The organism is Pseudomonas sp. R28(2017), assembly GCF_002112505.1.
Taxonomy (GTDB): domain Bacteria; phylum Pseudomonadota; class Gammaproteobacteria; order Pseudomonadales; family Pseudomonadaceae; genus Aquipseudomonas.
The window spans coordinates 144,694-166,604 of record NZ_NEHW01000007.1 but is presented as its reverse complement, the minus strand read 5'-3'; the positions used below and the strand labels follow the sequence as shown (position 1 = coordinate 166,604).

Sequence of the window (21,911 nt, the reverse complement as noted above, 5' to 3'; positions counted from 1 at the left end):
CCTTCGCGGGCAAGCCCGCTCCCACAGGTTACGGCACCGCTTTTGAATGCGGTGCACTACCTGTGGGAGCGGGCTTGCCCGCGAAGGGGCCAGTAGAGGAAAAATCGGTCAGGCGCGTTTATTAAACTGTGCCAAAGCCGGCAACAGTTGTTTGTCGATGGCTTGGCGCACCGCCGGCAAGATCGTCGCACTGCCGGTATACATCTGCTCCACCATCCCCTTCAGCGCCCGTGCATTAGGCTCGGTCAAACCGCGTACCACCGCTTCGCAGGCCTGCTCGGCACTGGCCCCGGCGGGAATGTCGAACCCGCGCGCGCGCAGGTGGCCTGCCAGGTCGTCCTGGTCTATCAAATCCGCATGCATCATGGCTGTTGTCCCTTTTATCGCGAAGAGAGTGCTGCTGTGATTTACGACCGATTCTGTGACGACGGCGACATGCCCGCAACAACAGAATGCCGGCATGGCTGCTTTGGCTAAGAACAGGTCGTTCCCGGCTAAATCGACCTGGCAGGAACTGCGCACACTCAAGCCATCTACCGCAATGGAGGGTTTGGTCACCCTCGTCATGCACAGTGGATGTTGCTCGCTCTTGGCCCCGGATGCTCACGGCTTTCCGGGGTTATTTTTTTGTCCGATCAACCAGGCAGTTGCAGGACGCGGCCGATGAACTGCGCAGCCGGCAGGTCGCGCTGGCTATCCTGCAGGCTTTGCAGCAACGCCACGCTGCGCTCCCCGAACGGCGCCGACTTCGGCCCGGCCAGGTCCACATGCAACAGCATCTGCTCGCTGGCGGCCAGCACCTCGTCGAACCCGGCCCGGTGCAGGCTGTGATAGACATGCAGGCGCTTGCGATCGAAGCCGATGATCTGCGTCTGCACCCACACCTCGGTACCCAGCTTTACCTCATGCAGATAGTTGATATGGGCCTCCAGGGTGAACAGCGAGTTGCCACTCTGCCCGCGGCTGTCGGCGTCCAGGCCGATGCGCTCCATCAGCGCGTCGGTGGCATAGCTGAAGATCAGCAGGTAGAAGGCATCGCGCAGGTGCCCGTTGTAGTCGACCCAGTCCTCCTGGACTGGGGTGCGGTAGGTGATCAGTGCGGGCATCGTGTGCTCCTCAGTCGCCGAAAGCCATGCCATGGTTGGCCTTGCTGGTTTTCACGGCGTCCAGCACTGCCAGTAGCGTGTCATCACGATAGCGCTCCAGCGCGGCGATGCTGCGCTCGCCCAACTGCTCCGACGTGCCGTCCACCACATCGTCGATCAGCTTGTCGGTCAACTCCGGCGCCGGCAGGTAGGTCCAGGGCAGTTTCAGCGCCGGGCCGAATTGCGACATGAAGTGGCGCATGCCGGCATCGCCACCGGCCAGAGTGTAAGTGAGGAAGGTACCCATGAACGACCAGCGCAGCCCGGCGCCAAAGCGGATGGCATCGTCGATTTCGCCGGTCGTCGCCACGCCGTCGTTGACCAGGTGCAGGGCTTCGCGCCACAGCGCTTCGAGCAGGCGGTCGGCGATGAAACCGGGGACTTCCTTGCGCACATGCAGCGGGCGCATGCCGAGTGCGGTGTAGATGGTTTTGGCGGCTTCGATGGCTTGCGGTGCGGTGCGGTTGCCGCCGACGATCTCGACCAGCGGCAGCAGGTACACCGGGTTGAACGGGTGACCCACCACGCAGCGCTCGGGGTGAGTGGACGACTCGTAGAACTCGCTGGGCAGCAGGCCTGAAGTGCTGGAGCCAATGATCGCTTCAGGTTTGGCGGCAGCGCTGATCTTGGCGTGCAGGTCGAGCTTGAGGTCCAGACGCTCTGGTGCGCTTTCCTGGATGAAATCGGCGTCGCGCACGCATTCCTCGATGGTAGCAACGAATTTCAGCCGGTCCTGCGACGCACCTGGAGCCAGGCCTTGTTTCTCCAGTGCCGGCCAGGCGTTGGCGATGCGCTTGCGCAGGGCCTGCTCGGCGCCGGGTGCAGGGTCCCAGGCAACCACGTCCAGGCCGTGGGCCAGGGCGCGGGCGACCCAGCCGCTGCCGATCACGCCGCTACCCAGGGCGGCGAAGGTCTTGATCTCGGTGATGAAGGGCATATCGATTCCTCAGGGTAAAACACAGTCGTTAGGGTTGGCATCGATCCTGTGGGAGCGGGCGAGCCCGCGAACACCGGCAAAGCCGGTGCCATCCACCGTGTCGCCTGCTTCGCGGGCAAGCCCGCTCCCACAGGATTTGTGGCGCTGCGGCAATCGTTGAAAGGAATCAGCGGCGCTTGAGGTTCATCTTTTCCCGGCCTTCTGCCGGGCTGAGCACACGGCCACCCATGCGGGTGATGATTTCGGCGGCGCGTTCCACCAGCTGGCCGTTGCTGGCCAGCACGCCACGGTCCAGGTACAGGTTGTCTTCCAGGCCGACCCGCACGTTGCCGCCGAGCAGCACGGCCTGGGCCGCCATCGGCATCTGCATGCGGCCGATGCCGAAGCCGGCCCAGGTGACGTTGGCCGGCAAGTTGTCGACCATGGCCTTCATGGTGGTGGTGTCGGCCGGGGCGCCCCACGGGATGCCAAGGCACAGCTGGAACAGCGGATCTTCGAGCAGGCCTTCCTTCATCATCTGCTTGGCGAACCACAAGTGGCCGGTGTCGAAGATCTCCAGCTCCGCCTTCACGCCCAGCTCGGTGATGCGCTTGGCGCCGGCGCGCAGTTGCGCGGGTGTGGAGACGTAGATGGCGTTGCCATCGCCGAAGTTGAGGGTGCCGCAGTCGAGGGTGCAGATTTCCGGCAGCAAGGCTTCGACATGGGCCAGGCGCTCAAGCGGGCCGATCAGGTCGGTACCGGGGCCGAATTCCATGGGCGATTCGCCAGGGCCGATTTCCAGGTCGCCGCCCATGCCGGCGGTGAGGTTGACGATGACGTCCACGTCGGCTTCGCGGATGCGTTCCATGACCTCACGGTAGAGGTTCACGTCGCGGCTGAAGCGGCCGGTCTGCGGGTCGCGGACGTGGCAGTGGACCACAGTGGCGCCGGCCTTGGCAGCTTCCACGGCGGCTTCGGCGATCTGTTTCGGGGTGACCGGGACCAGGTGGCTCTTGGCGACTGTGTCGCCAGCGCCGGTGAGGGCGCAGGTGATGATGACGTCGTGGTTCATGGCGGTTCCTTGTGTGGTCTGTGAGGGCCCTTTCGCGGGCAAGCCCGCTCCCACAAGGCTCGCGATGAGCCCTGGTTGTATGAAAACCTGTGGGAGCGGGCGAGCCCGCGAAGAGGCCGGATCAGTTGGCGGTGAGCTTGAGGTTGTCCGCCGCAGGCTTGCCATCGAAGGTGGTCACACCCTCAAGCCAGCGGGCCTTGTCCTCGGGGTGGTCCTTGAGCCACTGGCGGGCCGACTCCAGGGCATCCTTGTGGTCGAGCAGCGGCTGCATCATGCGGCTCTCGTCCTCGGCGCTGAAGTTCAGGTTGGCCAGCAGGCGGTGGGCGTTGGGGCAGCGTTCGGCATAGTCCGGGGCGGTCACCGTCCACACCGTGGCGCGGCCTTCGTCCGGGCCCAGGGCGTCCTGGCTGTCGCCCAGGTAGGCCATGTCGATGTTGACGTTCATCGGGTGCGGCGCCCAGCCGAAGAACACCACCGCTTCCTTGCGCCGTACGGCGCGGTCGACGGCGGCGAGCATGCCGGCTTCGCTGGACTCGACCAGCTGGAACTTGCCTAGGTCGAACTGGTTCTTGGTGATCATCGCCTTGATCTGGGTATTGGCACCGGAGCCGGGCTCGATGCCGTAGATCTTGCCGCCCAGTTCCTTTTCGAATTTGTGGATGTCGGCGAAGGTCTTCAGGCCCTTGTCATACAGGTACTTCGGCACGGCGAGGGTGGCGCGGGCGTCTTCCAGGCTGGGTTTTTCGAGGACCTTGACCTGCTTGGCATCGACGAACGGGGTGATGGTCTGGGTCATGATCGGGTTCCAGTAACCCAGGAACATGTCCAGGCGCTTGTCGCGAATACCGGCGAAAATGATCTGCTGCGAGGCGCTGGTCTGCTTGGTCTGGTAGCCCAGGCCGTCGAGCAGCACCTGGGCCATGGCGCTGGTGGCAATGACGTCGGTCCAGTTGACCACGCCCAGGCGCACGTTCTTGCAGGCCGCAGGCTCGGCGGCGAAAAGCGGGGTTGCAACGATGCTGCTCAGGGCAAGGGACAACAGGCTGCGGCGGATCAAGCTGTGCATGGTGGCTCTCCATCGGCAGGGCATATTGTTATTGAGGGCGGCCTCTGCGGACCGTGTGAATACGCTACGCTGGCGGCTGGGTGGGAATTCGCACCCTGGCGACCAAGATTTGCACGGAGGCGACCACCTTCTGTCGTGGAGCATGTAATGCCGCAACTGATTCATTTCCTGTTGTTGCCGGGGTTCTCGGCCATGGGCTTCATCAGTGCACTGGAACCCCTGCGCGTGGCCAACCGATTCAAGGGGCCGTCGTATCGCTGGCGAGTGCTCAGCCTTGACGGCGGTGCGGTGCAGGCCAGCAACGGCATGTCGGTGAATGCCGATGGCGCGCTGGGCGAGGGCGAAGCGGGCGGCGTGCTGTTGATCGTCGCTGGCTTCGAGCCGCTGGCCTGTTATGGCCCACGGCTACAGCAGGCGCTGCGCCGGCTCGACCACGAAGGGGTGATTCTCGGCGGCATCGACACCGGCCCGGTGGTGCTTGCGGAGGCTGGCTTGCTCGACGGTTATCGTGCCACCTTGCACTGGGAGGCGCTGGACGCGTTCAAGGAGCGCTATCCACGTTTGCAGGTGACCCAGGAGCTGTTCGAGATCGACCGGCGTCGCATTACCTGCGCAGGCGGCACCGCGTCTATCGACCTGATGCTCGATCTGATCGCCCAGGCCCATGGCAGCGAGCTGGCGGTGCAGGTGTCCGAACAGTTCGTGCTCGGGCGCATCCGCCCGCGCCAGGATCACCAGCGCATGCAGATCGCCAGCCGTTACAGCATCAGCAACAAGAAGCTGGTGAAGGTGATCGGCGAGATGGAGCGCAACATCGAACAGCCGCTCAATACCCAGGTGCTGGCCGATGCGGTGCAGGTGACCCGGCGGCAGTTGGAGCGCCTGTTCCGCTTGCACCTGGACGACACGCCCAGCGGCTTCTATCTGCGGTTGCGGCTGGACAAGGCGCGGCAATTGTTGCGCCAGACCGACATGAGCGTGCTGGAGGTGGCGGTGGCGTGCGGGTTCGATTCGGCTTCGTACTTTACCCGCTGCTACCGGGGGCGGTTCGAGCGGTGTCCGCGGGAGGATCGGCTGGCCAGGGCAGTGTGATTTCCTCCTGTACTGGCCTTTTCGCGGGCACGCCCGCTCCCACAGGTACTGCGCAACGCTCACGAGCGGTGGGCGCCCTGAGGGAGCGGGCGAGCCCGCGAAGAGGCCGGTGCAGGATTATTGCTGGCCAATGGACTGCAGGTACTCCGAGCGGTCATCACTGCGCTGCGCCACGCAGGTATCCCAGGCCGCCTGGAACGCTTTGCTACCGGGCTTCTCGGCATAGGTCTCGACCTTGCAGTCGGCGTCACGCAACTGCGCCCACAGTTTCTCGGCGGCGTCCATGCGCCCGACCAAGGCCGTGGCCTGGTCGCCTTCGTCGGCATACTGGTCGCGAATGCGCTGGATCAGGTCGTCATACGCCGATTTCAACTCGCGTTCGGCGGTCTGCTTGTTGAACGCCGCGCAAGCGAAGGTCTGCTGGTCGCTCTCGACGTTGTCGCACGGGGTGCTTTCTTCCTCGCCAGCGTGGGCGCCCGAGACGACCGCCAGCAATACCAGCCATGCCATTGATTTCATCCGTTTTCTCCTCAACAAGGCTGACGAATCGGCTGGATTCTCGCTCAGCCGCAGACAAGACGATAGCTCTCTGACGAAATGTTCATGAAACGGCGGCAAATGTCGTTATCGAGACTGTCTCTCATCGCCAGACAGCGCGCCAGAGGGCGCGATGTCGCGCATTGACGCTTTCGGCAAACCCCCTGTCGTTTTTGCATCGGGGCGTCGCAGGGCACAGGCATATGCTGGCCCCAAAGCGCCGGCAGAAGATTCGGCGCGGCCCAAATCAACAAAGGGGACAGCCTGATGAGCCCAGCCGAACTTCACGCCGACAGCATCGTCATCGACGGCCTGATCATTGCCAAATGGAACCGCGAGCTGTTCGAGGACATGCGCAAAGGCGGGCTGACCGCGGCCAACTGCACGGTGTCGGTCTGGGAAGGCTTCAAGGCAACCGTCGACAACATCGCCGCCAGCCAGAAGCTGATCCGCGACAACAGCGACCTGGTGATGCCGGTGCGTACCACCGCCGACATCCGCAAGGCCAAGGAGCTGGGCAAGACCGGCATCCTCTTCGGCTTCCAGAATGCCCATGCGTTCGAAGACCAGATCGCCTACGTCGATGTGTTCAAGCAGCTGGGCGTGGGCATCGTGCAGATGTGCTACAACACCCAGAACCTGGTCGGCACCGGTTGCTACGAACGTGACGGCGGCCTGTCGGGCTTCGGCCGCGAGATCGTTGCCGAGATGAACCGCGTCGGCATCATGTGCGACCTGTCCCACGTCGGCTCCAAGACCTCCGAGGAAGTCATCCTCGAATCGAAGAAGCCGGTCTGCTACTCCCACTGCCTGCCTTCGGGCCTGAAGGAACACCCTCGCAACAAGTCGGACGAAGAGCTGAAGTTCATCGCCGACCACGGCGGCTTCGTCGGCGTGACCATGTTTGCGCCGTTCCTGGCCAAGGGCATCGACTCGACCATCGACGACTACGCCGAGGCCATCGAGTACACCATGAACATCGTCGGTGAAGACGCCATCGGTATCGGTACCGACTTCACCCAGGGCCACGGCCAGGACTTCTTCGAGTACCTGACCCACGACAAGGGCTACGCCCGTCGCCTGACCAACTTCGGCAAGATCATCAACCCGCTGGGCATTCGCACCGTCGGCGAATTCCCCAACCTCACCGAGACCCTGCTCAAGCGCGGCCATTCCGAGCGCGTGGTACGCAAGATCATGGGTGAGAACTGGGTCAACGTCCTCAAGGACGTCTGGGGCGAGTAAGCCGCTCTCCAAGCCTGATAGCCCCTGCCAGCAACGCCGGGGCACCCACATAAAAATTTTATGGAGTTGAGTTTCCATGGCCAAGATCGCCCCGCAATTGCCAATCGAAGTCGACAGCGAGACCGGTGTCTGGACCAGCGATGCCCTGCCGATGCTCTATGTGCCGCGCCATTTCTTCGTCAACAACCACATCGGTATCGAGGAAGTGCTGGGCGCCGACGCCTACGCCGAGATCCTCTACAAGGCCGGCTACAAGTCCGCCTGGCACTGGTGCGAGAAGGAAGCCGAATGCCATGGCCTGGAAGGCGTGGCGGTGTTCGAGCACTACATGAAGCGCCTGAGCCAGCGCGGCTGGGGCCTGTTCGAGATCCAGGACATCGACCTGGACAAAGGCACCTGCAGCGTCAAGCTCAAGCACTCCGCGTTCGTGTACGTCTATGGCAAGTGCGGCCGCAAGGTCGACTACATGTTCACCGGCTGGTTCGCCGGCGCCATGGACCAGATTCTCGCTGCCCGTGGCAGCAAGATCCGCACCGTGGCCGAACAGGTCTACGGCGGGTCGGAAGAAGGCCACGAAGATGGCCTGTTCGTCACAAAGCCGTTGTAAGCCGGAGATAGCGTCATGGCATTCGAAGCAATGTTCCAGCCGATCCAGATCGGCAAACTGACCATCCGCAACCGCGTGCTCAGCACCGCGCACGCCGAGGTCTACGCCACTGACGGCGGCATGACCACCGACCGCTACGTGAAGTACTACGAAGAGAAGGCCAAGGGCGGTATCGGCCTGGCGATCTGCGGCGGCTCCTCTGTCGTCGCCATCGACAGCCCGCAGGAATGGTGGTCGTCGGTCAACCTGTCGACCGACCGCATCATCCCGCACTTCCAGAACCTCGCTGACGCCATGCACAAGCATGGCGCCAAGATCATGATCCAGATTACCCACATGGGACGTCGCTCGCGCTGGGACGGCTTCAACTGGCCGACGCTGATGTCGCCGTCGGGTATCCGTGAACCCGTGCACCGCGCTACCTGCAAGACCATCGAGGTGGAAGAGATCTGGCGCGTGATCGGCAACTACGCACAGGCTGCGCGTCGTGCCAAAGAGGGCGGCCTGGACGGCGTGGAATTGTCGGCCGTGCACCAGCACATGATCGACCAGTTCTGGAGCCCGCGGGTCAACAAGCGTACCGACGAATGGGGCGGTACTTTCGAAGGCCGCATGAAGTTCGGCCTGGAAGTACTCAAGGCCGTGCGTGCCGAAGTCGGCGACGATTTCTGCGTGGGCATGCGCATCTGCGGTGACGAATTCCACCCCGATGGCCTCAGCCACGAGGACATGAAGCAGATCGCCGCCTACTACGACGCCACCGGCATGATCGACTTCATCGGCGTGGTCGGCTCGGGTTGCGACACCCACAACACCCTGGCCAACGTCATCCCCAACATGAGCTACCCGCCTGAGCCGTTCCTGCACCTGGCGGCCGGCATCAAGGAAGTGGTCAAGGTCCCGGTGCTGCACGCGCAGAACATCAAGGACCCGAACCAGGCCACGCGCATCCTGGAAGGTGGCTACGTCGACATGGTCGGCATGACCCGCGCGCACATCGCCGACCCGCACCTGATCGCCAAGATCAAGATGGGCCAGGTCGACCAGATCAAGCAGTGCGTCGGCGCCAACTACTGCATCGACCGCCAGTATCAGGGCCTGGATGTGCTGTGCATCCAGAACGCCGCGACCTCCCGCGAATACATGGGCGTGCCGCACATCATCGAGAAGACCACCGGGCCCAAGCGCAAGGTCGTCATCGTCGGCGCCGGCCCTGCCGGCATGGAAGCGGCCCGCGTGGCTGCCGAGCGCGGCCACGACGTGACCGTGTTCGAGAAGAAGGACCAGATCGGCGGGCAGATCACCATCGCCGCCAAGGCACCGCAGCGTGACCAGATCGCCGGTATCACCCGCTGGTACCAGCTGGAGTTCGCCCGCCTGAAGATCGACCTGCGCCTGGGCACCGCCGCTGACGTGGCGACCATCCAGGACCTGCGCCCGGACATCATCGTGCTGGCCGTGGGTGGGCATTCGTTCCTGGAACAGAACGAGCACTGGGGCGCCGCCGAAGGGCTGGTGGTCAGCAGCTGGGACGTGCTCGACGGCAAGGTTGCGCCGGGCAAGAACGTGCTGGTGTACGACACCATCTGCGAATTCACCGGCATGTCGGTGGCCGACTTCATCGCCGACAAGGGCAGCCAGGTCGAGATTGTCACCGACGACATCAAGCCGGGCGTGGCCATGGGTGGTACCACCTTCCCGACCTACTACCGCAGCATGTACCCGAAAGAAGTGATCATGACCGGCGACATGATGCTGGAAAAGGTCTACCGCGAGGGCGACAAGCTGGTGGCGGTGCTCGAGAACGAGTACACCGGCGCCAAGGAAGAACGCGTGGTCGACCAGGTGGTGGTGGAAAACGGCGTGCGTCCTGACGAGCAGCTGTACTACGCGCTGAAGGAAGGTTCGCGCAACAAGGGCCAGATCGACGTGGAGGTGCTGTTCGCCATCAAGCCACAGCCGATCCTCAGCCAGCCGGGCGAGGGCTACCTGCTGTACCGCATCGGTGACTGCGTTGCCCAGCGCAACGTGCATGCGGCGATCTACGACGCCTTGCGCCTGTGCAAGGACTTCTGATCGGTCTGTCGGCACACACCGGCCCCTGGGGGAGCGGGCGAGCCCGCGAAAGCGTAGGCATGAACAACAGAGTTGTTTGATCTGACGCATTCGCGGGCACGCCCGCTCCCACAGGGCCGGTGCAGGATTCCAGGGGCCTGAACCCCTAGCAACCGCTGTTGTGGGAGCCTCCCATGTTGAACACCCTTCTACCCATCCTGCTGTTCGCTGCCCTTGGCCTGGCGGTGCTCGGCGCCCTGCGCCGGGTGCGCATGTGGCGGCGTGGCCGGCCGTCCAAGGTCAACCTGATCGGCGGCCTGCTGGCCATGCCGCGGCGCTACCTGGTCGACCTGCACCACGTGGTCGAGCGCGACAAGTACATGTCCAAGACCCACGTCGCCACCGCTGGCGGCTTCGTGCTGTCGGCCGCGCTGGCGATCCTGGTGCACGGCTTCGGCCTGCAGAGCAAGATCCTCGGATACGCGCTGCTGGTGGCCACGGTGATCATGTTCAGCGGCGCCATCTTCGTCTTCAAGCGCCGCCTGAACCCGCCTGCGCGCCTGTCCAAGGGCCCGTGGATGCGCCTGCCGAAAAGCCTGCTGGTGTTCGCCGCCAGCTTCTTCATCGCCACCTTGCCGGTCGCCGGCATCCTGCCGGCCAACACCGGCGGCTGGGTAATGGTCGGCATTCTCGGCCTGGGTGTGTTGTGGGGCGTGTCGGAGCTGTTCTTCGGCATGACCTGGGGCGGCCCGATGAAGCACGCCTTCGCCGGCGCCCTGCACCTGGCCTGGCACCGCCGCGCCGAACGCTTCGGCGGCGGCCGCTCCACCGGCCTCAAGCCGCTGGACCTGGAAGACCGCAACGCGCCACTGGGCGTGGAAAAACCCGTGGACTTCACCTGGAACCAGCTGCTCGGCTTCGACGCCTGCGTGCAGTGCGGTAAATGTGAAGCCATGTGCCCGGCATTCGCCGCCGGCCAGCCGCTGAACCCGAAAAAACTCATCCAGGACATGGTCATCGGCTTGGCCGGTGGCAGCGACGCCAACTTTGCCGGCAGCCCTTACCCAGGCAAGCCGATCGGCGAACACGGCGGCAACCCGCACCAGCCGATCGTCAATGGCCTGGTCGATGCCGAGACGCTGTGGTCGTGCACCACCTGCCGTGCCTGCGTCGAGGAGTGCCCGATGATGATCGAGCACGTCGATGCCATCGTCGACATGCGCCGTCATCTCACCCTGGAAAAGGGCGCGACCCCGAACAAGGGCGCCGAAGTACTGGAGAACCTGATCGCCACCGACAACCCGGGCGGTTTCGCCCCGGGCGGGCGGATGAACTGGGCGGCCGACCTCAACCTGCAGCTGCTGCCGGAGGTGAAAACCACCGAAGTGCTGTTCTGGGTCGGCGACGGTGCCTTCGACATGCGCAATCAGCGCACCCTGCGTTCGTTCGTCAAAGTGCTCAAGGCCTCCGGCGTGGACTTCGCCGTGCTCGGCCTGGAAGAGCGTGACACTGGTGACGTGGCGCGCCGCCTGGGCGATGAAGCGACCTTCCAGCAACTGGCCAAGCGCAACATCCAGACGCTGGCCAAGTACAAGTTCCAACGCATCGTCACCTGCGACCCGCACAGCTTCCATGTGCTGAAGAACGAGTACGGCGCGCTGGGTGGCGATTACCAGGTGCAGCACCACAGCACCTACATCGCTGAACTGATCGCGGCCAAGAAGTTGAACCTCGGCCAGCACAAGGGCGGCAGCGTCACCTACCACGACCCGTGCTACCTGGGCCGTTACAACGGCGAGTACGAAGCCCCGCGTGAAGTGCTCAAGGCGCTGGGTATCGAAGTGCGTGAGATGCAGCGTTCGGGCTTCCGTTCCCGTTGCTGCGGCGGTGGTGGCGGTGCGCCGATCACCGACATCCCCGGCAAGCAGCGGATCCCGGACATGCGCATGGACGACATCCGCGAGACCGAGGCCGAGCTTGTGGCCGTGGGTTGCCCGCAGTGCACCGCGATGCTCGAAGGCGTGGTCGAACCGCGCCCACAGATCAAGGACCTCGCCGAGCTGGTGGCTGATGTGTTGATCGAAGAGGAAACTCCCGCGGCCCCAAAGTCGCCAACGGTTAAACGCGAACCTGCGGAGGTGCATTGATGAGCGACATCATCCGCCGCGACCCACGCGCCGAGTGGATCGCCCGTAACCGTCTGCACCCGCTGCACGCGGCGATGCAGACGCAACAGACCCGCTGGATGGGGCCCAACGGCCTGATCCGCAAGAACCCCCATGCGATTGCCGCCGGTTTCATCGGCCCGGCCGGCCTCAAGCGCATCGACCGCAGCGGCGCCCAGCAGGGCACCGGTGTCGGCGGGCGGCGCACGGCAGCTGCCGAAGTGCAGTTGCCACTGCATCAGGTACCGGCGCCGGCGTTCTACATCGCCGTGGTGCCGGACATGGTCGGCGGCCGCCTGAGCAGCCACGACCGCGACCTGCTAGGCCTGGCCCACGGCCTGGCTGGCAACGACGGCGCCGTGCTGGCGGTGGTGTTTGGCGAACACAAGGAAAGCAACTTTTCCACAGCGGGTGTCGACCGCCTCCTGGTGCTCGAGGGCGAGGCGTTCGAGGGTTATGCACCGGAGCAGCTGGTGCAGGGCTTGCGCGCTGTGGATAACCAGTTCACCCCGCGTCACTGGCTGCTGCCCGACAGCCGCACCGGTGGCGGCGAACTGGGCCGTCGGCTGGGCGCGGCCCTGGGCGAGCGCCCGGCAACGCGGGTGTGGCAGGTCAAGGACGGCCAGTGCATCGGCCGTGCCGGTGCCGGCCAGCAAGACCTGCAACGCGCCGTGCCACGCCTGATCCTGGGCGCGGCGGAGTGTGCCGAGCCGGTCAGCGACACCCGTCACGAAGCGCTGCCGGTGGAGTTGTCCACAAGCGTGGTGCGCAGCCTGTCGCGCATCGAGGACCTAGGCTCGGTTGCCGTTGACCCGGCCACCATCGCCATGGCCGAAGCCGAGTTCATCGTCTCTGGCGGCAACGGCGTCAAGGACTGGGACCTTTACCACAAGGCCACTGCGGCCCTCGGCGCCACCGAAGGCGCCTCGCGGGTGGCGGTCGACGACGGCTTCATGCCACGCAACCGCCAGGTCGGTGCCACCGGTACCTGGGTCACGGCACGCGTCTACGTGGCTGTGGGTATCTCTGGTGCGATCCAGCACCTGCAGGGTATCGGTGCCTGCGACAAGGTGGTGGCGATCAACATGGACCCGGGCTGCGACATGATCAAACGGGCCGACCTGTCGGTGATTGGCGACAGTTCGGCGATTCTCCAGGCACTGATCGAGGCTGTGGACAACTTCCGCAGCGTCGGCCAGCGCGACGCGGCATAAGGGCACGAGCATGAGTACGAAAGTGATCAGCCTGGTTTCCATCGGTGCCCACCCCAGCTCCGGCCGCGCCCGCCGCGCCGAGCAGGATGCCCGCGCCGTGGAGCTGGGCTTGCAGTTGGCTGGGGATAACTTGCAAGTGGTGCATGCCGGCGACCCGCGTGAAGAGGCACTGCGCGCCTACCTGGGCATGGGCCTGGACCATCTGGATGTGCTGGAACAACCGGCCGGCGCCGATGTGCTGGGCGTGCTGGGTGATTACCTGCGCGATGCTGGCGCCCAGCTGGTGCTGACTGGCAGCCAGGCCGAGACCGGTGAAGGGTCGGGCATGCTGCCGTTCCTGCTGGCCGAAAAACTCGGCTGGCCTTTGGTGGTGGGGCTGGCCGAAGTGGAGTCGATCGATAACGGTACGGCTCAGGTACTGCAAGCGCTGCCACGCGGCCAGCGGCGCCGGCTGAAGGTACGCCTGCCGTTGCTGGCGACTGTGGATAACGCCGCGCCCAAGCCGCGCCAGAGCGCGTTCGGCCCGGCACGCCGGGGCGTGCTGGCGGCGCGCAATGTGGCGATCGTCGAGGATGAACTGCTGGCGGATGCCGAGCTGCAGCCGGCACGGCCACGGCCCAAGCGGCTCAAGGTGATCAAGGCCAAAAGCGGCGCGGACCGCATGAAAGCGGCCACGGCCAAGGCCAGTGGCGGCGGCGGCAAAGTGTTGAAAGACGTTTCTCCACAGGAAGGCGCCGAGGCCATCCTCAAGCTGCTGGTGGAAGAAGGCGTGCTGCGCTGAACCTGGCTGCGCTTTTTTGTAGGAGCGGCCTCGTGTCGCGAAAGGGCTGCGAAGCGGCCCCAAGATCTTCACAGCAGCATAGATTTTGGGGTCGCTTCGCAGCCCTTTCGCGACACAAGGCCGCTCCTACAGACGTGACTGTTGCCGTGTCACATTGAACGCCCAGCATGCCAAGCCCTGGATCACGGGCTGGAATGACACCCTTTCCCCCGCCGACAATCCCTCATCCCCCACTGCACGCCGCAATACCAGGTAGTCCGACGGCTGCCCTGGCGCCCTGATGACACCTATTCCGTAACCTTCATGAAACCATTTCACAGAGCCTGTCTGGCGGCTGTGCATAAGTCGTTCCTTCGAGTAATGGCCAATTGATGGCCTTCACTCAAACATACGTGGGATCTTTGGGATACTGGCAAAAATGATAGGTCTCTGAGATTTTGCCCACGGAATCTGTTCGCCAAGGTGTGGATAAAGTGTTTGTGCTTCGCTGGAGGCCACGAGTGGCGCTGTATTCGGCATTTTGATCAAAAAACGATCAAGCCTCGAGTGGGGAAATTCAAACCAGCTCGGGTTGCGCTTTCTAATGTTTCCCACAATTGCTGTTGGCGACCCTGTGGATAATATGTTTGTCCTCGCTTGCAGGCCCCAGAACCAAAGGGATTACGCGTAACGATCAACTATTGATCAATCGCATTGAAATGCGCCAAAACGCTGATGAACAGGGCTTTTCAGGTATTTATGCACAAGCCTTGGCTGCTCAGTCATGGAGTTGTTAACGAATTCTGTTCATCTACCTGTGGACAAGGTGTTCGAGAGGGTCCGTAACCCTCTAAAATAAAGGGCTGCGGTGTTATGATCAAAATCTGATCAACAACTGGAGGTAACTCGATCACCTTGCGCAGATGAAGATTTCCACAGCTGCTGTATGTAAGCCTGTGGATAAATTGTTGGCACAACCTCGCAACGCAGGCCGAGCCTGCGCGGGCATGAGGTTGATCAATAATTGAACAGGTGAACCTGTCAGTTTTACCAGTATCCGAATCAGCTCGTCAGCGCTAATGTCGTCGTCACGATTATCGGTTCGAGCACTGATCGATGAAGCTAGCCTACTTGCTGATGACGGATATGCAACGTTCGGCAGGGATGGGGTTAAGCATTGAAAGCTCGACGAGAAGGACTTACTCCCCTTATGGATACGCGCCATCAGGCCCTGGCCCTCTGACCGCTTTTGCGGGCCAGCGTCATGACCCTCTGACAGCGTGTTATCACCTTGGCAACGGCCACAGGCTTTATAGCCCCGGCCTGATGCGTTTTCTGAGCTCCGATCATTTGAGCCCCTTTGGCCAGGGGGGGATCAATACCTACGGCTACTGCGCAGGAGATCCTGTCAACAACATCGACCCCTCGGGTAGATTCCTGGCTGCATTGACTTCAATCGAACTGACCAGGGCCACGACTGTGGCTGCTTATATCGGCCTCAATCTTGCTGCGTTGACTAGCAGAATCCAGAACCGCTCGGCACTCTGGGCCAATCGACAGCTCTTGGTCGAGTCAGCGCTGGTATTTACTGGGATAGGTATGTTGTTCAGTGGCTCGCAAAGGTTGCAGCCAGTAGCGTTGGGCATGATGAGCCTTGGCAATGTATCTTCGATCATCAAGTCCACCATTACCATTGCAAGGAATATGGCTAGAGGCTTCAGGCATGTTGCGAGCGTAGCCGGGCAGAATATTCGCTATGTATCCGGTTATGAGCGGCTGGGTGACCCAGTACCAACCCCGTCCGCTCTATCACCTTCTGCGCGAAGCCCGACTACTGTAGCTTCTGGATCTGTCGTGATAAATGTAAACCCTGGGGTGGTGAATATAGGAATGCCTCCATCTCCATCTCCATCTCCATCTCCATCTCCATCTTCATCTCCATCTCCATCTCCATCTCCATCAACGTCAGCCGCCGAAGTCAGGGGCGCGAAAAGGCCTTCCACGGGATCTTTCGAGTCCACTCATTTATGATCTCGCCCGGCAACGCGCATAGGTTTACTGCATACGGTGCTTCTCATGGCCTGCTCGGCTCTCGCCTGGCATTCTGCGGGGAACACTGCGACCCGGTGACTGGCCATTATCTTCTTGGCAATGGTCATCGCACCTATAACCCGATAATCATGAGAATCCAAAGTGCTGATGCTCTGAGCCCATTCGCTGTTGGTGGCATCAATGCCTATGCCTATTGCTCCAGCGACCCCGTCAATCGGGTCGATCGCAATGGCGCATTCTCCCTCCCTAACTCAATCTTCCTGGCAGCCTTGGTAGAAGGCGCACTTAACGTCATCGACGGGGTCTTTTCAGCGCTCAAGGTAGTCGTTCAGGGGCGTTTGCAGAATTGCGAGCCCTCACTTTCCCAACAACTCCAGGTATTCGCCAAGACTCACAAGGGGACTTTGAAAGTCGCTTCATCTGCTTTGGTTTGGGCCGAGCAAGGGGGGCCGGCCATCCCATCCGTAAAGGACAGTGTCGTGGTAGGGGCTGCGGCTACGGGGCTGGGTGTCGCGGAGCGTCTTCTGAACATCCAACAGCGTGCGGCAGTGGTGGTGCCCTATCTGAGGGAGTCACCAGCCCGGATCCCCGGCGTGGCTTTGGAAACGCTGGGCATCCTGACAGGGGGAACTCCGGTGCTGACCTTGGGCAACAATGTTGTACAGAGGATTCGTGGGAACCCTATGGCGCAAGCCCCTCGCGCGTGAAGGTAAGAACCAGGCAACCAATCGCTTGCTTGCCTGGTTCAACCTTGTTTACTGCGCCTGCACTTCCTTCAGATACGGCGCCGGCTCCGCCCCCAGGTTGTTCAGCAACCGCTGGCTGTACCAGTCGATGAAGTTGACCACGCCGAACTCGTAGGTTTTCGAGTACGGCCCAGGCTGGTACGCGGTGGAGTTGATCCCGCGCTGGTTTTCTTCCGCCAGGCGACGGTCCTGGTCGTTGGTGGCATCCCACACCTTGCGCATGTGCTCAGGGTTGTAGTCCACACCTTCGACGGCATCCTTGTGCACCAGCCACTTGGTGGTGACCATGGTTTCCTGGGCGCTGATCGGCCACACGGTAAAGACGATCATGTGGTCGCCCATGCAGTGGTTCCACGAGTGCGGCAGGTGCAGGATGCGCATCGAGCCGAGGTCCGGGTTCTTGATGCGGCCCATCAGCTTCTGGCAGGCCTGCTTGCCGTCCATGGTCATCGACACGGTGCCCTTGAGCAGCGGCATGCGCACGATGCGGTTACGCAGCCCGTGGCTCTTGTGCAGGTACGGGATCTTCTCGGCTTCCCAGGCGGCAGCAGAGCTGGCCACGTGGTCCTTGAATTCCTGGCTGGCACGCGGGTCGTTGGTATCGTCCCACTCCAGCAGGGTCTGCAGCAGCTCTGGGTGGGAACCGGAGCAGTGGTAGCACTCGCGGTTGTTTTCCAGTACCAGCTTCCAGTTGGCCTTTTCCATCAAGGTGGTCTGCACCGCCACCTTGGTGTTCTCCATGTCGTACGGTTCCATGTAGTGTTCCAGGGTGGCCAGGAACTCGTCGATGGCAGGCGGGTTTTCCGCCAGGCTGATGAAGATGTAGCCGCCGGCCACCTTCACGTTCACAGGCTTGAGGCCGTATTCCTTCATGTCGAAGTCGGCGCCCATTTCGGTGCCCGCGAACAACAGGCGGCCGTCCAGCTCGTAGGTCCACTGGTGGTAGTGGCAGACCAGCTTGGCCACCTTGCCCTTGTCGCTGACGCACAGGCGCGAACCGCGGTGGCGGCAGACGTTGTGGAAGGCGTGCACCTTGCCCTCGGCGCCACGCACCACCAGGATCGGGTTGTTGCCGATCTGCAGGGTGATGTAGTTGCCCTTGGCCGGGATCTCGCAGGTCATGCCGGCGATCAACCACTCTTTCTGGAAGATCTCCTGCATGTCGATCTGGAACAGACGCTCGTCGGTGTAGAACGGCTGGGGCAGCGAGTAGGTGCGCTCGCGGGTCTGCAACATCTCGGCGGTGGCCTTGCGTGCAGGTTCCAGTGGATCGCCCAGGCTCAGGGTTGCGGTGACGTCCATCGTGTATTCCTCGGGGCCGTGTGCGGCCGGCAAAAGGTGGCTAATCGTTGTTGTGGTGCCGCAAGGCTGTCTGTCGCAAAACAGCAGGTTCTTTTGCCGTGGAGTGTGCGTCCGAAGACGCCATGAACCGTATCCATGGGCGACATGGCCGATTTGAATTACGACGCGCCAGCCCTTGTAGTGCGGGGCTGGTCGCGATAAGCACGCCGATGTCGCTGGCAGGAATGTACGTCGTCTTCAGCTTGCGCATTATCCAAGCCATAAAAAGGGCCATAGTCGGCCGCTGGAGATGAACATGTCCGATACCTTCCTCAATCCGGTCACCACCCAGACCTGGGCCAACGGCCGCCACATCGTGCGCTGCGTCAAGGTCATCCAGGAGACCTGGGACGTGCGCACCTTCTGCTTCATGGCTGACCAGCCGATCATGTTCTTCTTCAAGCCGGGGCAGTTCGTTACCCTGGAGCTGGAGATCGAAGGCAAGCCGGTGATGCGCTCGTACACCATCTCCAGCTCGCCGTCGGTGCCTTACAGCTTCTCGATCACCGTCAAGCGCGTCCCGGGCGGGCTGGTGTCCAACTTCCTGCACGACACCATGCACGAAGGCGCCGAGCTGCCGGTGCACGGCCCGGTGGGGCTGTTCAACGCCATCGACTTCCCGGCGGGCAAGGTGCTGTACCTTTCCGGCGGCGTGGGCATCACCCCGGTGATGTCGATGGCGCGCTGGTTCTACGACACCAACGCCAACGTCGACATGGTGTTCGTGCACAGCGCCCGTTCGCCGAAGGACATCATCTACCACCGCGAGCTGGAACAGATGGCCTCGCGCATTCCCAACTTCAGCCTGCACATCATCTGCGAGAAGCATGGGCTGGGTGAGCCTTGGGCGGGTTATCGCGGTTACCTGAACCAGCGCCTGATGGAGCTGATTGCGCCGGACTACATGGAGCGCGTGGTGTTCTGCTGTGGCCCGACGCCGTACATGAGCGCGGTCAAGCGCATGCTCGAAGCGGTCGGCTTCGACATGAAGAACTACCACGAGGAATCGTTCGGCGCGACGCCGGCAGAGGCCAAGGCCGATGCGGTGGAGCATGCCGAGCAGGCGGCCGATGCGCCAGAAGTGGATGCTTCGGACCTGAACCTGGTGGAATTCATCGGCAGCGAGAAGAGCATCCGCGTCGCCCCGGGCGAGACCGTGCATGCGGCGGCGGCGAAGGTCGGCCTGATGATCCCGAAAGCCTGCGGCATGGGCATTTGCGGGACCTGCAAGGTGCTCAAGCTGGGCGGCGAAGTGGAGATGGAGCACAACGGCGGGATTACCGAGGAAGACGAGGCCGAGGGCTACATCCTGTCGTGCTGCAGTGTGCCGAAGGGGGATGTGCGGATCGATTACTGATCCAGCGGCCAGTCTGGGTTTTTCGCGGGCAAGCCCGCTCCCACAGGTTCACCGCAGTCTTGAAGAGAGCGGTGATCCTGTGGGAGCGGGCGTGCCCGCGAATGCTTTCAGGTGCGGAAGCGGGCTACCAGGCTGTTGAGGTCCACTGCCAACCGCGACAGTTCCGCACTCGCCGCACTGGTCTGATGCGCCCCGGTAGCACTCTGCACCGACAGGTCATTGATGTTCACCAGGTTGCGGTCCACTTCCCGCGCCACCTGGGCCTGTTCTTCGGCCGCGCTGGCAATCACCAGGTTACGCTCATTGATCTGCGCCACGGCGCCGGCAATGGTATCCAGCGCCATGCCGGCACCCTTGGCGATATTCAGCGTCGACTCGGCACGCTCGGTGCTGGTACGCATCGATTCCACCGCCTCTTCGGTACCACCCTGGATGCTGCCGATCATGCGCTCGATCTCGCTGGTCGACTGCTGGGTGCGATGGGCCAGCGCCCGCACTTCATCCGCCACCACGGCAAAGCCACGGCCGGCTTCACCCGCGCGAGCGGCTTCGATCGCCGCGTTCAACGCCAGCAGGTTGGTCTGGTCGGCCAGGCCGCGAATCACGTCGAGCACCTTGCCGATGTCGCGCGATTGTTCGGCCAGGTGCGTGATCAGCTTGGCGGTGGCCTGCACGTCAACGCTCATGCGTTCGATGGCACCCACGGTTTCCATGACCAGGTCACGACCATCGCCGGCCGAACGGCTGGCTTCACTTGACGCTTCCGACGTGCTGACCGCATTGCGCGCGACTTCTTCGACGGCGCTGGTCATCTCGGTGACGGCGGTCGCCGCCTGTTCGATTTCATTGTTCTGCTGTTGCAGGCCACGGGCACTTTCGTCGGTGACGCAGTTCAGTTCCTCGGCCGCCGAGGCCAACTGGGTGGCGGACCCGGCGATCAGCTGCAAGGTGTCGCGCAGCTTGTCCTGCATGCGGGCCATGGCGCGCTGCAGGCGGGCTGCTTCGTCGCTGCCTTCGGCGCGGATGACCTTGGTCAGGTCACCGTCGGCCACCTGTTCGGCGGCCTGCAGTGCTTCTTCGATCGGCTTGACGATGCTGCGGGTCAGCAGGAAGGCGCAGAGGAAGGTCAGCACAGTGGCGGCGATCAACAGGCCGATTACCAGGGCGAAGGCGGCGGCGTACTGGCTGGCGGCGGTTTCGTTGGTGGCGCGGGTCTGGTCCGTGTTGATCTGCACCAGGGTGTCCATGACCTTGTTGATCTGCTCGGAGTTGGCCAGCAGGTCGCGGTTGAGCAGGTCGCGCAGCTCGTCGGTGCGATTGGCCTGGCTGAGGCTGCGCATGCGCGACTCCAGCTGGCGGTACTGGTTGAGCAGTTGCGTGTACTGGTCGAAAGCAGCCTGCTCGTCAGGTGCGCCGATCATCGGGATGTAGGCCTGGCGGGCGCGGTCGATCTGGGCGTTGCGCTGGTCCAGCAGGTTGAGGGTGTCGCGCTGGGTTTCCGGTTCGCGGTTGAGCAGCAGGCGATAGGACAGGGTACGCAGGCGCAGGTTGAGTGCGGTCAGCTCGTCCAGGGTCTTGATGCTGGGCACGCTGATGTTTTCGATGGCCACGCCGGCCTGTCGGATGTTGCCCATCTGCATGAGCGAGAAGATACCAAGGCCGAGCATGAGCACGCCGATCAGGGCGAACCCGAGCAACGCGCGCGGGGCGATGTTCATGTTGCGTAGAGACATGGGGGAAGAGTCCAGGCAGGAAGTATGAAGCCGCGGTCCGTGCGACGAAATATGACTTACCTGTCTATCGGTCGTGACTGGGCAGTCTTGAGGCTGACCAGGGGAAAATGTGAGCCAGCTAACTATTTACCTGACCGGCGGTTGACCCAGGTCGGAACAAGGGGCCCGATACCCTGTCAATCTGCGGGGTAGAAACCTTAAGAATCCGATATTTAATGGCGGGGGCTCACGCTTTTCTTTATCGTGTGCGCCCTTTGCAACAACCCGAGATAGACCCATGCTGGAAGCCTCCCTGAATCAACTCGAGCAACTGGTCAGCGACCTGATGCAGAAAAACGCTCAACTCACCGAGCAGAACACCACCCTCGGCCAGGAACTGGCCCAGGCCAAGGAAGAAAACGAAACCCTGCAGCTGTCGCTGATGGAGCAGGAAGAGAAGCACGGCGCCACCGCCGCGCGCATCCAGGCGCTGGTTGACCGCGCCAGTGCAGGCGTCGTCGGCGCATGAGACTGCAAGCGCAGCCGATCAATGTCGTGTCGATCCTCGGCAGCGACTATTCGATCAAGGCGCCCGAAGGCCAGGAGGAAACCCTGGCGCAGGCGGTGCGGATGCTCAACACCGCCCTGGCCGAGACCAAGCGTTCGTACCCGACCCTGATCGGTGACAAGCTGCTGGTGCTGGCCGCGCTGAATCTGTGTTCCAAGCAGGTCGAACTGCAGAAGGAACACCAGCTGACCCTCGAGCGTACCCAGGCGCAGATCGATGCTACGGTGGACGCCATCGTCCGGACCATCGCCGAACAGTGAC

Annotated in this window: 20 protein-coding genes and 1 pseudogene; 12 read left to right on the top strand and 9 right to left on the bottom strand. The window is 62.7% G+C overall.

All coding sequences use genetic code 11. The features are described from left to right. Positions 1 to 108: 108 nt before the first annotated feature. From CAF78_RS14360 to choX, 5 genes are all read right to left on the bottom strand, one after another. Entirely contained in the window at positions 109 to 366 is a 258-nt protein-coding gene (locus CAF78_RS14360) for a hypothetical protein (RefSeq protein ID WP_003255717.1), read from the bottom strand. A 269-nt stretch (positions 367 to 635) separates the two neighbouring features. Continuing rightward, positions 636 to 1,106, bottom strand: a complete 471-nt coding sequence (locus CAF78_RS14355) for a thioesterase family protein (RefSeq protein ID WP_085676321.1) — start codon at positions 1,104 to 1,106, stop codon at positions 636 to 638. A gap of 10 nt (positions 1,107 to 1,116) precedes the next feature. Beyond that, the gene (locus CAF78_RS14350) at positions 1,117 to 2,082 is read right to left on the bottom strand and encodes an L-carnitine dehydrogenase (protein WP_085676320.1); all 966 of its coding nucleotides are present in this window, start codon (positions 2,080 to 2,082) and stop codon (positions 1,117 to 1,119) included. A 166-nt stretch (positions 2,083 to 2,248) separates the two neighbouring features. After that, positions 2,249 to 3,133: a 3-keto-5-aminohexanoate cleavage protein gene (locus tag CAF78_RS14345; RefSeq protein WP_085676319.1), complete on the bottom strand. Its 885-nt coding sequence runs from the start codon at positions 3,131 to 3,133 to the stop codon at positions 2,249 to 2,251. A gap of 121 nt (positions 3,134 to 3,254) precedes the next feature. Continuing rightward, complete coding sequence (gene choX, locus CAF78_RS14340) at positions 3,255 to 4,199, bottom strand: choline ABC transporter substrate-binding protein (RefSeq protein WP_085676318.1); 945 nt, start codon at positions 4,197 to 4,199, stop codon at positions 3,255 to 3,257. A gap of 147 nt (positions 4,200 to 4,346) precedes the next feature. On the opposite strand from choX, the gene CAF78_RS14335 reads away from it, so the two are divergent. Continuing rightward, positions 4,347 to 5,291: a GlxA family transcriptional regulator gene (locus tag CAF78_RS14335; protein ID WP_085676317.1), complete on the top strand. Its 945-nt coding sequence runs from the start codon at positions 4,347 to 4,349 to the stop codon at positions 5,289 to 5,291. A 117-nt stretch (positions 5,292 to 5,408) separates the two neighbouring features. Here the strand turns inward: CAF78_RS14335 and CAF78_RS14330 are convergent, their stop codons facing one another. Beyond that, the gene (locus tag CAF78_RS14330; RefSeq protein ID WP_085676316.1) at positions 5,409 to 5,810 is read right to left on the bottom strand and encodes a lysozyme inhibitor LprI family protein; all 402 of its coding nucleotides are present in this window, start codon (positions 5,808 to 5,810) and stop codon (positions 5,409 to 5,411) included. Positions 5,811 to 6,095: 285 nt separating this feature from the next. On the opposite strand from CAF78_RS14330, the gene CAF78_RS14325 reads away from it, so the two are divergent. The 8 genes from CAF78_RS14325 (at position 6,096) to CAF78_RS29055 (ending at position 16,633) form a co-directional block, all read left to right on the top strand. Beyond that, entirely contained in the window at positions 6,096 to 7,073 is a 978-nt protein-coding gene (locus tag CAF78_RS14325; protein WP_003257506.1) for a dipeptidase, read from the top strand. A 76-nt stretch (positions 7,074 to 7,149) separates the two neighbouring features. Next, complete coding sequence (locus CAF78_RS14320) at positions 7,150 to 7,680, top strand: DUF5943 domain-containing protein (RefSeq protein WP_008091518.1); 531 nt, start codon at positions 7,150 to 7,152, stop codon at positions 7,678 to 7,680. Between the two features lie 15 nt (positions 7,681 to 7,695). Beyond that, positions 7,696 to 9,756 (top strand): dimethylglycine demethylation protein DgcA, encoded by a 2,061-nt coding sequence (gene dgcA, locus CAF78_RS14315; protein ID WP_085676315.1) that lies wholly within the window; start codon positions 7,696 to 7,698, stop codon positions 9,754 to 9,756. 173 nt (positions 9,757 to 9,929) lie between these two features. Further along, a complete protein-coding gene (gene dgcB / locus CAF78_RS14310; protein WP_085676314.1) occupies positions 9,930 to 11,882 on the top strand; it encodes a dimethylglycine demethylation protein DgcB in 1,953 nt (650 codons plus the stop codon). Next, a complete protein-coding gene (locus CAF78_RS14305) occupies positions 11,882 to 13,114 on the top strand; it encodes an electron transfer flavoprotein subunit alpha/FixB family protein (RefSeq protein WP_085676313.1) in 1,233 nt (410 codons plus the stop codon). The genes dgcB and CAF78_RS14305 overlap by 1 nt, the downstream gene beginning before the upstream one ends. 10 nt (positions 13,115 to 13,124) lie before the next feature. Further along, positions 13,125 to 13,895, top strand: a complete 771-nt coding sequence (locus CAF78_RS14300; protein WP_085676312.1) for an electron transfer flavoprotein subunit beta — start codon at positions 13,125 to 13,127, stop codon at positions 13,893 to 13,895. Positions 13,896 to 14,990: 1,095 nt separating this feature from the next. Further along, positions 14,991 to 15,905 (top strand): RHS repeat-associated core domain-containing protein, encoded by a 915-nt coding sequence (locus CAF78_RS29060; RefSeq protein WP_218189741.1) that lies wholly within the window; start codon positions 14,991 to 14,993, stop codon positions 15,903 to 15,905. Then, on the top strand, positions 15,902 to 16,633 hold the full coding sequence (locus tag CAF78_RS29055) for an RHS repeat-associated core domain-containing protein (RefSeq protein ID WP_085676309.1): 732 nt from the start codon (positions 15,902 to 15,904) through the stop codon (positions 16,631 to 16,633). The genes CAF78_RS29060 and CAF78_RS29055 overlap by 4 nt, the downstream gene beginning before the upstream one ends. A gap of 48 nt (positions 16,634 to 16,681) precedes the next feature. On the opposite strand, the gene gbcA is transcribed toward CAF78_RS29055, so the two are convergent. Continuing rightward, positions 16,682 to 17,974, bottom strand: a complete 1,293-nt coding sequence (gene gbcA / locus CAF78_RS14275; protein WP_085676442.1) for a glycine-betaine demethylase subunit GbcA — start codon at positions 17,972 to 17,974, stop codon at positions 16,682 to 16,684. A gap of 295 nt (positions 17,975 to 18,269) precedes the next feature. Between gbcA and gbcB the strand changes: the two genes are divergently transcribed. After that, positions 18,270 to 19,370 carry a glycine-betaine demethylase subunit GbcB gene (gene gbcB, locus CAF78_RS14265; RefSeq protein WP_085676308.1) on the top strand — a complete coding sequence of 367 codons (1,101 nt, stop codon included), beginning with the start codon at positions 18,270 to 18,272 and terminating at the stop codon, positions 19,368 to 19,370. 107 nt (positions 19,371 to 19,477) lie between these two features. Here the strand turns inward: gbcB and CAF78_RS29050 are convergent, their stop codons facing one another. Both CAF78_RS29050 and CAF78_RS29045 read right to left on the bottom strand, forming a co-directional pair. Beyond that, a complete protein-coding gene (locus tag CAF78_RS29050; protein ID WP_371856903.1) occupies positions 19,478 to 20,341 on the bottom strand; it encodes a methyl-accepting chemotaxis protein in 864 nt (287 codons plus the stop codon). Next, positions 20,333 to 21,088 (bottom strand): annotated as a pseudogene (locus tag CAF78_RS29045) (MCP four helix bundle domain-containing protein); the annotation flags it as partial. The gene CAF78_RS29050 and the pseudogene CAF78_RS29045, both read right to left, overlap by 9 nt. 292 nt (positions 21,089 to 21,380) lie before the next feature. Here CAF78_RS29045 and CAF78_RS14255 point away from each other — a divergent pair. Further along, entirely contained in the window at positions 21,381 to 21,611 is a 231-nt protein-coding gene (locus tag CAF78_RS14255) for a hypothetical protein (protein ID WP_079226248.1), read from the top strand. Beyond that, the gene (locus tag CAF78_RS14250; protein ID WP_085676306.1) at positions 21,608 to 21,910 is read left to right on the top strand and encodes a cell division protein ZapA; all 303 of its coding nucleotides are present in this window, start codon (positions 21,608 to 21,610) and stop codon (positions 21,908 to 21,910) included. The genes CAF78_RS14255 and CAF78_RS14250 overlap by 4 nt, the downstream gene beginning before the upstream one ends. Position 21,911: the final 1 nt, after the last annotated feature.

Bases quoted from the DNA above. Each gene is read 5' to 3' on its own strand.
- CAF78_RS14360 (WP_003255717.1), bottom strand. From the start codon at position 366: ATGATGCATGCGGATTTGATAGACCAGGACGACCTGGCAGGCCACCTG.
- CAF78_RS14355 (WP_085676321.1), bottom strand. From the start codon at position 1,106: ATGCCCGCACTGATCACCTACCGCACCCCAGTCCAGGAGGACTGGGTC.
- CAF78_RS14350 (WP_085676320.1), bottom strand. From the start codon at position 2,082: ATGCCCTTCATCACCGAGATCAAGACCTTCGCCGCCCTGGGTAGCGGC.
- CAF78_RS14345 (WP_085676319.1), bottom strand. From the start codon at position 3,133: ATGAACCACGACGTCATCATCACCTGCGCCCTCACCGGCGCTGGCGAC.
- choX (WP_085676318.1), bottom strand. From the start codon at position 4,199: ATGCACAGCTTGATCCGCCGCAGCCTGTTGTCCCTTGCCCTGAGCAGC.
- CAF78_RS14335 (WP_085676317.1), top strand. From the start codon at position 4,347: ATGCCGCAACTGATTCATTTCCTGTTGTTGCCGGGGTTCTCGGCCATG.
- CAF78_RS14330 (WP_085676316.1), bottom strand. From the start codon at position 5,810: ATGAAATCAATGGCATGGCTGGTATTGCTGGCGGTCGTCTCGGGCGCC.
- CAF78_RS14325 (WP_003257506.1), top strand. From the start codon at position 6,096: ATGAGCCCAGCCGAACTTCACGCCGACAGCATCGTCATCGACGGCCTG.
- CAF78_RS14320 (WP_008091518.1), top strand. From the start codon at position 7,150: ATGGCCAAGATCGCCCCGCAATTGCCAATCGAAGTCGACAGCGAGACC.
- dgcA (WP_085676315.1), top strand. From the start codon at position 7,696: ATGGCATTCGAAGCAATGTTCCAGCCGATCCAGATCGGCAAACTGACC.
- dgcB (WP_085676314.1), top strand. From the start codon at position 9,930: ATGTTGAACACCCTTCTACCCATCCTGCTGTTCGCTGCCCTTGGCCTG.
- CAF78_RS14305 (WP_085676313.1), top strand. From the start codon at position 11,882: ATGAGCGACATCATCCGCCGCGACCCACGCGCCGAGTGGATCGCCCGT.
- CAF78_RS14300 (WP_085676312.1), top strand. From the start codon at position 13,125: ATGAGTACGAAAGTGATCAGCCTGGTTTCCATCGGTGCCCACCCCAGC.
- CAF78_RS29060 (WP_218189741.1), top strand. From the start codon at position 14,991: ATGAAGCTAGCCTACTTGCTGATGACGGATATGCAACGTTCGGCAGGG.
- CAF78_RS29055 (WP_085676309.1), top strand. From the start codon at position 15,902: ATGATCTCGCCCGGCAACGCGCATAGGTTTACTGCATACGGTGCTTCT.
- gbcA (WP_085676442.1), bottom strand. From the start codon at position 17,974: ATGGACGTCACCGCAACCCTGAGCCTGGGCGATCCACTGGAACCTGCA.
- gbcB (WP_085676308.1), top strand. From the start codon at position 18,270: ATGTCCGATACCTTCCTCAATCCGGTCACCACCCAGACCTGGGCCAAC.
- CAF78_RS29050 (WP_371856903.1), bottom strand. From the start codon at position 20,341: ATGCAGGACAAGCTGCGCGACACCTTGCAGCTGATCGCCGGGTCCGCC.
- CAF78_RS14255 (WP_079226248.1), top strand. From the start codon at position 21,381: ATGCTGGAAGCCTCCCTGAATCAACTCGAGCAACTGGTCAGCGACCTG.
- CAF78_RS14250 (WP_085676306.1), top strand. From the start codon at position 21,608: ATGAGACTGCAAGCGCAGCCGATCAATGTCGTGTCGATCCTCGGCAGC.